This window comes from Streptomyces sp. McG3, assembly GCF_018619185.1.
Lineage (GTDB): Bacteria > Actinomycetota > Actinomycetes > Streptomycetales > Streptomycetaceae > Streptomyces.
In genome coordinates this window covers 46490-57253 of sequence record NZ_JAAXYC010000013.1, presented here as the reverse complement: position 1 = coordinate 57253, position 10764 = coordinate 46490, and the positions used below count along the sequence as shown (strand labels likewise).

The 10764-nt window shown below is 71.6% G+C and carries 11 protein-coding genes; 3 read left to right on the top strand and 8 right to left on the bottom strand.

The genetic code is table 11. From position 1 onward, the window contains the following. Positions 1-232 precede the first annotated feature (232 nt). Together HET64_RS04175 and HET64_RS04170 are read right to left on the bottom strand one after the other, a co-directional pair. Positions 233-1057 (bottom strand): purine-nucleoside phosphorylase, encoded by an 825-nt coding sequence (locus HET64_RS04175; RefSeq protein ID WP_215102414.1) that lies wholly within the window; start codon positions 1055-1057, stop codon positions 233-235. A 116-nt stretch (positions 1058-1173) separates the two neighbouring features. Further along, positions 1174-1611, bottom strand: a complete 438-nt coding sequence (locus HET64_RS04170; protein ID WP_007458837.1) for a gamma-glutamylcyclotransferase — start codon at positions 1609-1611, stop codon at positions 1174-1176. Positions 1612-1883: 272 nt separating this feature from the next. Between HET64_RS04170 and HET64_RS04165 the strand changes: the two genes are divergently transcribed. Together HET64_RS04165 and HET64_RS04160 are read left to right on the top strand one after the other, a co-directional pair. Then, positions 1884-3323, top strand: coding sequence for an NAD(P)H-quinone dehydrogenase (locus tag HET64_RS04165; RefSeq protein WP_007458836.1), 1440 nt, complete (start codon positions 1884-1886; stop codon positions 3321-3323). A 196-nt stretch (positions 3324-3519) separates the two neighbouring features. Continuing rightward, positions 3520-4479, top strand: coding sequence for a DeoR/GlpR family DNA-binding transcription regulator (locus tag HET64_RS04160; RefSeq protein ID WP_215102412.1), 960 nt, complete (start codon positions 3520-3522; stop codon positions 4477-4479). A 112-nt stretch (positions 4480-4591) separates the two neighbouring features. On the opposite strand, the gene HET64_RS04155 is transcribed toward HET64_RS04160, so the two are convergent. Together HET64_RS04155 and HET64_RS04150 are read right to left on the bottom strand one after the other, a co-directional pair. After that, positions 4592-5188: a TetR/AcrR family transcriptional regulator gene (locus HET64_RS04155; protein ID WP_215102410.1), complete on the bottom strand. Its 597-nt coding sequence runs from the start codon at positions 5186-5188 to the stop codon at positions 4592-4594. A 120-nt stretch (positions 5189-5308) separates the two neighbouring features. Continuing rightward, on the bottom strand, positions 5309-7063 hold the full coding sequence (locus tag HET64_RS04150) for a biotin carboxylase N-terminal domain-containing protein (RefSeq protein WP_215102408.1): 1755 nt from the start codon (positions 7061-7063) through the stop codon (positions 5309-5311). 354 nt (positions 7064-7417) lie between these two features. On the opposite strand from HET64_RS04150, the gene HET64_RS04145 reads away from it, so the two are divergent. Further along, complete coding sequence (locus tag HET64_RS04145; protein ID WP_215102406.1) at positions 7418-7900, top strand: hypothetical protein; 483 nt, start codon at positions 7418-7420, stop codon at positions 7898-7900. 4 nt (positions 7901-7904) lie between these two features. Here HET64_RS04145 and HET64_RS04140 read toward each other — a convergent pair whose 3' ends face one another. The 4 genes from HET64_RS04140 to HET64_RS04130 form a co-directional block, all read right to left on the bottom strand. Next, the gene (locus HET64_RS04140) at positions 7905-8516 is read right to left on the bottom strand and encodes a nucleoside triphosphate pyrophosphatase (RefSeq protein WP_215102404.1); all 612 of its coding nucleotides are present in this window, start codon (positions 8514-8516) and stop codon (positions 7905-7907) included. Between the two features lie 65 nt (positions 8517-8581). Further along, the gene (mmpB, locus tag HET64_RS39590) at positions 8582-8710 is read right to left on the bottom strand and encodes a morphogenic membrane protein MmpB (protein ID WP_285801827.1); all 129 of its coding nucleotides are present in this window, start codon (positions 8708-8710) and stop codon (positions 8582-8584) included. A gap of 89 nt (positions 8711-8799) precedes the next feature. Next, positions 8800-9006, bottom strand: a complete 207-nt coding sequence (locus HET64_RS04135; protein ID WP_215102402.1) for an acyl-CoA carboxylase epsilon subunit — start codon at positions 9004-9006, stop codon at positions 8800-8802. Positions 9007-9042: 36 nt separating this feature from the next. Beyond that, a complete protein-coding gene (locus HET64_RS04130; protein WP_215102400.1) occupies positions 9043-10623 on the bottom strand; it encodes an acyl-CoA carboxylase subunit beta in 1581 nt (526 codons plus the stop codon). Between the last annotated feature and the right edge of the window lie 141 nt (positions 10624-10764).

Genomic DNA, 10764 nt, shown 5'->3' with positions numbered 1-10764 from the left:
GACCGGCCGAACACGTGACAGCCCCCGGGACGCTGCCCCGGACCCCGGTCCTCAAGCGCCGGACGGGCTGGAAAGGCAGCCGGGCGTGCCGAGGAGGGGCAGGGGAGCCGGGAAGAGGCAGGAACGGGGAGAGTCAATCCCCGAGGGGCTCAGCCAGGGCCCGTCCCGAGGGGCTCAGCCAAGGCCGGTCTCCGGAGTGAGCGGGGGAAGGCCCGTCGCCGGAGGGCTCGGCTCAGACGCGGTCGAGCACCCTCGACAGCAGCGCGCCCATCCGGGTCGCCGAGTCGCGGCCGGCCTGGAGGACCTCCTCGTGGTTGAGGGGTTCTCCGGACAGGCCCGCCGCCAGGTTGGTGACGAGGGAGAGGCCGAGCACCTCGGCGCCCGCCTCCCGGGCCGCGATGGCCTCCAGGACGGTGGACATGCCCACCAGGTCGCCGCCCATGACCCGGACCATGTTGATCTCGGCCGGGGTCTCGTAGTGCGGGCCGGGGAACTGGACGTAGACGCCCTCTTCGAGGGTGTCGTCGATCTCCTTGCACAGCGCGCGCAGCCGCGGGGAGTACAGGTCGGTCAGGTCGACGAAGTTGGCGCCGATGATCGGGGAGGCGGCCGTCAGGTTGATGTGGTCACTGATCAGGACCGGCTGTCCCGGGCGCATGCCCTCGCGCAGCCCGCCGCAGCCGTTCGTCAGGATGACCGTCTTGCAGCCCGCGGCCACCGCCGTACGGACCCCGTGGGCGACGGCGGCGACGCCCCGGCCCTCGTAGAAGTGCGTGCGGCCGAGGAAGACCAGCGCGCGCTTCTCGCCGATCCGGTACGAGCGGACCGTGCCGCCGTGGCCCTCGACGGCGGGCGCCGGGAAGCCGGGCAGGTCGGTCACGGGGAACTCGGCCTCCGGGACGCCGAGTGCTTCGCCCGCGGGCGCCCAGCCGGAGCCCATGACCAGGGCGACGTCATGGGTCTCGGCGCCGGTCAGCTCGCGCAGGCGTGCGGCGGCCCCGGCGGCGGCTGCCTGCGGGTCGCCCTGGATGTTGTCCGGAATAACAGATGCGTTCACGCGGATGAGCGTAACCGCTGAATCCCTACGCGCGTAGATGTACGGGCGCAAAGACGCGCAGAAGGTCTTTGTGCTTTCGCACGAAGAGAGCCGGGCCGGGCCGCGGTCCGCCCTGGTCAGCAGGGGCGCTTACGCAGCTCCATCACATAGTCGTGCGGTGCGCCGGCGGACTCCGCGGCGTCCGCGATCTCGCCCAGATAGCGTGCCGAGGGAAGCCCGCCCTCGTATCCGTTCAGCACGTACATCCAGGCCGGCTCCTCGCCGTCCAGGGTGTGCACGCGCACCCGCATCCGCCGGTAGATGTCGAGCCCGACGCCCTCCCAGCGGTCCATGGAGTCCTCGTCCATCGGCGCCAGGTCGTACAGCGCGACGAAGACCTGGGAGCGCGGCGCCTCCACCACGGTGGCCAGCGCCCCCTCCCAGCCCATCTGCTCCCCGCCGAAGGTCAGCCGCCAGCCGTTGAGCCAGCCGGTGCTGCGCATCGGGGAATGCGGAGCGCGGCGGGTCATCAGCCGCGCGTCGAGGTTGCCGGCGTACGCGGCGTAGAGCGACATGGGACCGAGGGTACGGGAGGTGGGCGCGGGAGCGGCGGTTCCTGTGACGAAGGCCCCGGTCGGGGGAGTGCGGGACGGGTCGCCGGTTCCGTTCCCGGCGGTTCGTTCCCGTGCGGTGGACGCCCTCTTTCCCGTATGGAGGGCCCCGGGGCGAAGCACTTTGGCGCGTGCGGGACAATGGAGTACGTACTGCATTCCCCCGGGGCGATCCCCCGGACCCCCGGCCGGGGCGGCAGACGGCCGCGGGTTACACAACGCGAGGCGGACATTTCGTGACCCGGATCGTGATCATCGGCGGCGGCCCCGGCGGCTACGAGGCGGCCCTGGTGGGCGCCCAGCTCGGCGCGGAGGTGACCGTCGTCGACTGCGACGGTCTGGGCGGGGCCTCGGTCCTCACCGACTGCGTGCCCTCGAAGACCCTGATCGCCACGGCCGAGGTGATGACCACCTTCGACTCCTCGTACGAGGAGCTGGGCATCATCGTCGCCGACGACACCCCGCACGTGGAGCAGGCCGCCCGGGTCGTCGGCGTGGACCTGGGCAAGGTCAACCGCCGGGTCAAGCGCCTCGCGCTCGCCCAGTCCCACGACATCACCGCCTCCGTCACCCGGGCCGGCGCCCGCGTGATGCGCGGCCGGGGCCGGCTCGACGGGCTCCAGGCCGCCGACGGGTCGCGCCAGGTCGTCGTCACCGCCGCCGACGGCACCGAGGAGCGGCTGACCGCCGACGCCGTGCTGATAGCGACCGGCGGCCACCCCCGGGAGATCCCGGACGCGCAGCCCGACGGCGAGCGCATCCTGAACTGGACCCAGGTCTACGACCTCGACGAGCTTCCCGAGGAGCTCATCGTCGTCGGATCCGGTGTCACCGGCGCCGAGTTCGCCGGGGCCTACCAGGCCCTCGGCTCGCGCGTCACCCTCGTCTCCTCCCGCGACCGGGTGCTGCCCGGCGAGGACCCGGACGCCGCCGCCGTCCTGGAGGACGTCTTCCGTCGCCGCGGGATGAACGTCATGGCCCGCTCCCGCGCCCAGTCCGCCAAGCGCGTCGGCGACCGGGTCGAGGTGACGCTGGCCGACGGCAGGGTCATCACCGGCTCGCACTGCCTGATGGCGGTCGGCGCGATCCCGAACACCGCGGGCATGGGCCTGGAGGAGGCCGGCGTACGGCTCAAGGACTCCGGACACGTCCTCACCGACCGGGTCTCGCGCACCAGCGCCCCCGGTGTCTACGCCGCTGGTGACGTCACCGGGATCTTCGCGCTGGCCTCGGTCGCCGCGATGCAGGGCCGCATCGCGATGTACCACTTCCTGGGTGACGCGGTCGCCCCGCTGAACCTCAAGGCCGTCTCCGCCAACGTCTTCACCGACCCGGAGATCGCCACCGTCGGCTACAGCCAGGCCGAGGTGGACGCCGGCAAGATCGAGGCCCGGGTGGTGAAGCTGCCGCTGCTGCGCAATCCGCGCGCCAAGATGCAGGGCATCCGCGACGGCTTCGTCAAGATCTTCTGCCGTCCCGGTACCGGGATCGTGGTCGGCGGCTGCGTGGTCGCGCCGCGCGCCAGCGAGCTGATCCACCCCATCTCGATCGCGGTCGACAACAACCTGACGGTGGAACAGATCGCAAACGCATTCACCGTGTACCCGTCGCTGTCCGGATCGATCGCCGAAGTGGCCCGGCAGCTGCACACCCGCAAGCTCACGGGCGAGGGCTGAGAGGCCGGGAAGCGCGGCATTTCCGGCATCTCGCCGCAACTGGGCGGCAGTCCGGGCGGCGCGGCGGTCGCCTGACGATCACTGCCGAACAACAAAGGGGCCTCCTATACCACTTGGGGGCCCCTTTGAAGTACAACTTCTGTTATTCGGCGCAAACTGCTGAAAACTCACCCGCGGCCAGGTTACTGTCAGTTTCGTGTTCGCTGCAGAACGTCGTCAGTTGATCCTCGAAATGGTGCGTGCCAACGGGGCGGTATCGCTCCGTGAGCTCGCCCGCGTCGTCCAGACCTCCGAAGTGACCGTACGGCGGGACGTGCGGGCACTGGAGGCAGAAGGACTCCTCGACCGCCGGCACGGCGGTGCGGTCTTGCCGGGCGGTTTTACGCGGGAGTCCGGCTTTCCGCAGAAATCCCATCTCTCCACCGCGGAGAAGACGGCCATCGCCGACCTGGCCGCAGGCCTGGTCGGCGAGGGCGAGGCCATTGTGGTCGGCGCCGGCACGACCACGCAGGAGCTGGCCCGCCGGCTCGCGCGGGTCCCCGGCCTGACCGTCGTCACCAACTCCCTGCTGGTGGCCCAGGCGTTGGCCCATGCCAACCGGGTCGAAGTCGTCATGACCGGCGGCACCCTGCGCGGGAGCAACTACGCGCTGGTGGGCAGCGGGGCCGAGCAGTCCCTCCAGGGGCTGCGGGTCTCCCGGGCCTTCATCTCGGGGAGCGGTCTCACGGCGGAGCGTGGCCTGTCCACCTCCAACATGCTCTCGGCCAGCGTCGACCGGGCTCTCGTCCAGGCCGCCGCGGAGGTGGTCGTCCTGGCGGACCACACCAAGCTCGGCTCGGACACCATGTTCCAGACGGTGCCCACCGAACTGATCACCCGCCTGGTGACGGACGAGCCCCCGCTCCACGACGAGCGGGCCGCCGCCGAGCTCCAGTCCCTGGCGGACCAGGGCGTGGAGATCACGGTGGCCGGCCCGGACGCGGACGCGTCCGGCGGGGACGGACCCCCTCCGGGGCGTCAGCCCCGCCGGGACATGCCGCTCCCCGGCCAGCGGCGCACGCAGAACGGCGGTCTCGGGCCGCAGCTCCGCAGCGCCTCCGCGCTGGCGGACGTCCCCGGGGAGCGGGCGCGGGTCGCGGACCTGCGACGCCGGTAGGCCCACGTCGGGGGCGCGCCGCCCCCGAACCCCCGCTCCCCAAACGCCGGAGGGGCTGGATCGTGCGGCTCAGGGGCGGAGCCCCGGCTTCGGGAAGGGGCCGGAGAGCGGGCTACTTCAGCCCGCGCAGCGTCAGCCGCAGCAGTCGCTCCGCCAGCTCCGGGTCGTCGGGTGACTGCTCGGCCGCCAGCGCGATCGCGTTGGTGAGCTGGAGCAGATCGTCGATCGAGACGTCCGCCCGCACCGACCCGCTCTCCTGGGCCCGGCGCAGCAGCCCCGCGCCCGCCTCCCGGAGCGGCAGATGGCACTGGACGAGTGCCGAGGTCCCGTTGCGTGAGGCGGACATCAGGCCGTGGGCCAGGCCGCGGTACTCACCCGCATGAGTGACGATCGCGCCCAGCCAGTCCACCAGCGCCCGGCACGGGGCTTCCGCCGCCGCCAGCTCCCGGGAGCGGTCCAGGAGCGAGCTCAGGGCGTCCTGGAAGACCGCGTTCATCAGGGCGTCCCGGTTCGGGAAGTGCCGGTAGAGGGTGCCGATGCCCACCCCCGCCCGGCGGGCGATGTCCTCCAGCGACGCGTCCGTGCCGTGCTCGGCGAAGGACCTGCGAGCCTCGCCGACCAGCCGGTCGTGGTTCCGGCGCGCGTCCGCGCGCATCGGCCGGACCGGTGGTTGTGCCGTGCTCGTCTCCATCGGGATCGCCCCTGCCATGGCTTCCGCCCCTCCCTAGGTCCTCGGACCTTCTGTGGGTTCCAGGATGCCACTGTGACGAAGGGGCCCGGCCCGCGTCATCACGACGTGGACCGGGCCCCTTCGGAGTGCGGCGGACGGTCAGTCCTTGATCTCGCAGATCAGGGCGCCCGAGGAGACGGAGGCGCCGACCTCGGCGGTGAGGCCCTTGACGGTGCCGGAGCGGTGCGCGTTGAGCGGCTGCTCCATCTTCATGGCCTCCAGGACGACGACGAGGTCGCCCTCCTTCACCTCCTGGCCCTCCTCCACCGCGATCTTGACGATGGTGCCCTGCATGGGCGAGGCGAGGCTGTCGCCCGAGGCGGCGGAGCCGGCCTTCTTCGCGGCGCGGCGCTTGGGCTTCGCGCCGGCGGCGAGACCGGTGCGGGCCAGCGACATGCCCAGCGAGGACGGCAGCGACACCTCCAGGCGCTTGCCGCCGACCTCGACGACGACGGTCTCCCGGCCGGCCTCGTCCTCCGCGTCCGCGTCGGCGGGGGCGGCGAAGGGCTTGATGTCGTTGACGAACTCGGTCTCGATCCACCGGGTGTGGACGGTGAACGGGTCCGACGTGAAGGCGGGGTCCGCGACGACGGCACGGTGGAAGGGGATGGCGGTGGCCATGCCCTCGACGGTGAACTCGCCGAGCGCGCGGGCGGCGCGCTGGAGCGCCTGTTCGCGGGTCGCGCCGGTCACGATGAGCTTGGCGAGCAGGGAGTCCCAGGCCGGGCCGATGACCGAGCCGGACTCGACGCCCGCGTCGAGGCGGACACCGGGGCCGGTCGGCGGCGCGAAGGTGGTGACGGTGCCGGGGGCGGGCAGGAAGCCGCGGCCCGGGTCCTCGCCGTTGATACGGAACTCGAAGGAGTGACCCCGCAACGCGGGGTCGCCGTAGCCGAGCTCCTCGCCGTCGGCGATGCGGAACATCTCGCGTACGAGGTCGATGCCCGTGACCTCTTCGGTGACGGGGTGCTCGACCTGGAGGCGGGTGTTGACCTCCAGGAAGGAGATCGTGCCGTCGACGCCGACGAGGAACTCGACCGTCCCGGCGCCGACGTAGCCGGCTTCCTTCAGGATCGCCTTGGACGCCGCGTACAGCTCGTCGTTCTGCGCCTGGCTGAGGAAGGGGGCCGGGGCCTCCTCCACGAGCTTCTGGTGGCGGCGCTGGAGCGAGCAGTCGCGGGTGGAGACGACGACCACGTTGCCGTGGGTGTCGGCCAGGCACTGGGTCTCCACGTGGCGGGGCTTGTCGAGGTAGCGCTCGACGAAGCACTCGCCCCGGCCGAACGCCGCGACGGCCTCGCGGACCGCGGAGTCGTACAGCTCCGGGATCTCCTCCAGGGTGCGCGCCACCTTCAGGCCGCGACCGCCGCCGCCGAAGGCGGCCTTGATCGCGATCGGCAGTCCGTTCTGCTCGGCGAACGCGACGACCTCGTCGGACCCGGAGACCGGGTCCGGGGTGCCGGCCACCAGCGGGGCTCCCGCGCGCTGCGCGATGTGCCGGGCGGCCACCTTGTCGCCCAGGTCGCGGATGGCCTGCGGCGGCGGGCCGATCCAGGTCAGCCCGGCGTCCAGGACGGCCTGGGCGAACTCCGCGTTCTCCGACAGGAATCCGTACCCGGGGTGGATCGCGTCCGCCTCCGAGTCCTTGGCGGCCTGCAGCACCTTGGCCATGTCCAGATAGCTGGCGGCCGGGGTGTCACCGCCCAGGGCGAACGCCTCGTCTGCGGCCCGGACATGCAGCGCGTCCCGGTCCGGCTCGGCGTAGACCGCGACGCTCGCGATCCCCGCGTCCCGGCACGCCCGAGCAACGCGGACAGCGATTTCGCCACGGTTGGCGATGAGCACCTTGCGCACGATGACTCCCTCCTCGAAACAAGCTGAGTTTAGGGACTACCGACACGGCTGTACGACCCGTCCCCATTGGTGAGCTTGCCCACACGGAGTGTGATCCGAGGCTTGCCCCAGTAGTGGAATCCCTTGTGGCACCACGGTACGCCGCGATCCTCAACCGCACAGTAACCAGCCGGTGTGGTGCAGGTCTCTGTCTTTAGGGTCAACGCCTCACAGCATTTCTTTGTGGGGTCCCTACGAACGGTCGATGGATTCTTTGCCCGGCGTACGGGCCTGTCCGACCCCTTGTCCGAAGGAATACCCATGAGTAGGGTCCGCGCTACGCACGTACTGCAGGTAACAGGGGGTGGATCGGTCATGCGCAGACCGGTGGCGATAGTGACCGCGCTCGTGCTGTTCGGGGAGGCGGTGGGCATCGTGCTCATCAACGCCGTCCTGGCCACGGTCGCCGAGAACCAGAACATGTCGCTCGCCGGCCTGGACCCGGACGCCATGTCCACCGGCACCTGGGCGATGGGCGGCGTCTCCGGGCTGCTGCTGGTCCTGTGCGGGCTGATCGCTCTGCTGGCCGGGGCCCGCGACCGTGCCCCGGGGCGCTTCGGACGCGTCGCCCTGATCGGCTGCGCGGTCGTGCACGGCGTCCTCGGCGCGGTCACCGTCGGCCTGGTGGGCTGGAGCGCCTTCGCGTTCATGATGCTCGTGCTGGCCCTGCTGGTGCTCACCCTGCTGGCGTACGGGCCCGGGACCCGGGCCGAGGACGGGGCGGGCCCGGCGGCGGCCCGGACGGCCCAGCAGCCGTCCGCCGGGGCCGCCGCGGGTCTCGGACCGACAGCTCCGTGACGGATCAGACCCACAGCTCCGTGACGGAGACGTCCAGCTCGCCCAGGAGCCGGCGCAGCAGCGGCAGCGAGAGCCCGATGACATTGCCGTGGTCGCCCTCGATGGAGTCGACGAACGGCGCCGAGCGGCCGTCCAGGGTGAACGCCCCCGCGACATGGAGCGGTTCGCCGGAGGCCACGTAGGCGGCGACCTCGGCGTCGCTCGGCTCGCCGAACCGTACGACCGTCGACGCCGTCGCCGAGGCCGTACGGCCGGAGGCGGTGTCGATCACGCTGTGCCCGGTCCGCAGGACGCCCGACCGTCCGCGCATCGACTTCCAGCGGGCGGTGGCCTCCTCGGCGTCGGCCGGCTTGCCCAGCGCCTCGCCGTCCAGCTCCAGCACCGAGTCGCAGCCGATGACCAGGGCGCCCGCCGCCTCGGCGCGCTCCGCGACGGCCGCCGCCTTGGCCCGGGCCAGGACGAGCGCCAGCTCGGCGGGGGTAGGTGCGCTCAGGGCGTCCTCGTCCACCCCGCTGACGATCACCTCGGGAGCGAATCCGGCCTGCCGCAGCAGACCGAGACGGGCGGGGGAGGCGGAGGCGAGCACGAGACGGCGCTGATCAGTCATGCGGGCCATCGTAGAAGGACCCGCCGACGCCGTGGGGCCACGGGCCCGGCTCCCGGAGGGCGGCGGGTGGCCCCTCAGCGGATGCCGAGGACGAACATCGCCACCAGCATGGCCAGCGCCACCAGGACGCCCGCTCTGCGCATCATGGCCTGGGCGTCGCGCAGTTCCTTCGGCGGCTTGTTCTCGGGATCGGACCACAGCATGCTCCCGATCCTGCTGCGCCGCCCGCCCCTACGCCTGAGTACGGGTACTCAAAGCCGCCCCCGTGCGGACGGGGGCGGCTTCGCGCGCATCAGGCCGGCCAGTACGTCCGTGCCCAGGCCCGGGGGCCCGGCCGCGGGCGGCCCGTACGGGCGATGCGCCCCGGGTCGGACCACTGCTCGGGCGGCAGCGGCGCGCCGGACGAGACGGCGGACGCCGCCACGGCGCGCGCCCGGACCACCGCCAGTGCGGCGGCCAGCTCCTCCGGGGTGGGGTTGCCCCGTACGACCTTGATCATGGGCAGACCTTTCTGCGAGCGGCTGATGGGACGCGGCTAGAGCGGGATGTTGCCGTGCTTCTTCGGAGGCAGTGATTCCCGCTTCGTCCGCAGCTGACGCAGCCCCTTGACGATGTGGGCCCGGGTGTCGGACGGCATGATGACCGCGTCGACGTAGCCGCGCTCGGCCGCCACGTACGGGTTGAGCAGCGCGTCCTCGTAGTCCGTCATCAGCTCGGCCCGCGTCGCGTCCGGGTCGTCGGCGGCGGCGATGGTGCGGCGGTGCAGGATGTTCACCGCGCCCTGGGCGCCCATGACGGCGATCTGGGCGGTCGGCCAGGCGACGTTCAGGTCGGCGCCCAGGTGCTTGGAGCCCATCACGTCGTACGCGCCGCCGAAGGCCTTGCGGGTGATGACGGTGATCAGCGGGACCGTGGCCTCCGCGTAGGCGTAGATCAGCTTCGCGCCGCGCCGGATGATGCCGCCGTACTCCTGGTCCACGCCCGGCAGGAAGCCCGGCACGTCCACGAAGGTGATGACGGGGACGTTGAACGCGTCGCAGGTGCGGACGAAGCGCGCCGCCTTCTCGCTGGCGTTGATGTCCAGGCAGCCGGCGAACTGCATCGGCTGGTTGGCGACGATGCCGACCGGGTGGCCCTCGACCCGGCCGAAGCCGGTGATGATGTTCGGCGCGAACAGGGCCTGGGTCTCCAGGAACTCGCCGTCGTCCAGCACGTGCTCGATCGCGGTGTGCATGTCGTACGGCTGGTTCGCCGAGTCCGGGATGAGCGTGTCCAGCTCGCGGTCCTCGTCGGTGGTGGCGAGGTCCGCCTCCTCCGGGAAGACCGGGGCCTCGGAGAGGTTGTTCGACGGGAGGTACGACAGCAGCGACTTGACGTACTCGATGGCGTCCTTCTCGTCGCCCGCCATGTGGTGCGCCACCCCGGAGGTGGTGTTGTGCGTACGGGCGCCGCCCAGCTCCTCGAAACCGACGTCCTCGCCGGTGACCGTCTTGATGACGTCGGGACCGGTGATGAACATGTGCGAGGTCTGGTCGACCATCACCGTGAAGTCGGTGATCGCGGGGGAGTAGACCGCACCGCCCGCGCACGGGCCGACGATCAGCGAGATCTGCGGGATCACCCCGGAGGCGTGCACGTTGCGGCGGAAGATCTCGGCGAACAGGCCGAGCGCGACGACGCCTTCCTGGATCCGCGCGCCGCCGCCGTCGTTGATGCCGATGACCGGACAGCCGGTCTTCAGCGCGAAGTCCATGACCTTGACGATCTTCTCGCCGTAGACCTCGCCCAGCGAACCGCCGAAGATCGTGAAGTCCTGCGAGTACACGCAGACCGGGCGGCCGTCGACCGTGCCGTAACCGGTGACGACACCGTCCCCGTACGGGCGGTTCTTCTCGATGCCGAAGTTGGTGGAGCGGTGCCGGGCGAACTCGTCGAGCTCCACGAAGGAGCCCTCGTCCAGGAGCAGACCGACCCGCTCACGGGCCGTCAGCTTGCCCTTGGCGTGCTGCTTCTCGACCGCGCGGGCCGAACCGGCGTGCGTCGCTTCGTCGATGCGGCGCGTCAGGTCCGCGAGCTTGCCCGCGGTGGTGTGGATGTCGCTTAGCGGCTCGGACATCGGGGGGCGGCTCCCTGCCTGGTCACGGGGACGACGTCTGGCACCGGTCACGGGGGGACGGCCAGCCGTCAGTCCGGCTCTGGCTACTGACTCGTAGGGTATCGGCGCGCCTCCGGAAAGGCAGTGCGTCCTTTGCCACAC

What these genes read in the sequence shown, in the direction of transcription:
- HET64_RS04145 (WP_215102406.1), top strand. Translation starts at nt 7,418, where the DNA reads ATGCGCAGACCGGTGGCGATAGTGACCGCGCTCGTGCTGTTCGGGGAG.
- mmpB (WP_285801827.1), bottom strand. Translation starts at nt 8,710, where the DNA reads ATGCTGTGGTCCGATCCCGAGAACAAGCCGCCGAAGGAACTGCGCGAC.
- HET64_RS04170 (WP_007458837.1), bottom strand. Translation starts at nt 1,611, where the DNA reads ATGTCGCTCTACGCCGCGTACGCCGGCAACCTCGACGCGCGGCTGATG.
- HET64_RS04130 (WP_215102400.1), bottom strand. Translation starts at nt 10,623, where the DNA reads ATGTCCGAGCCGCTAAGCGACATCCACACCACCGCGGGCAAGCTCGCG.
- HET64_RS04135 (WP_215102402.1), bottom strand. Translation starts at nt 9,006, where the DNA reads ATGATCAAGGTCGTACGGGGCAACCCCACCCCGGAGGAGCTGGCCGCC.
- HET64_RS04140 (WP_215102404.1), bottom strand. Translation starts at nt 8,516, where the DNA reads ATGGCCCGCATGACTGATCAGCGCCGTCTCGTGCTCGCCTCCGCCTCC.
- HET64_RS04155 (WP_215102410.1), bottom strand. Translation starts at nt 5,188, where the DNA reads ATGGCAGGGGCGATCCCGATGGAGACGAGCACGGCACAACCACCGGTC.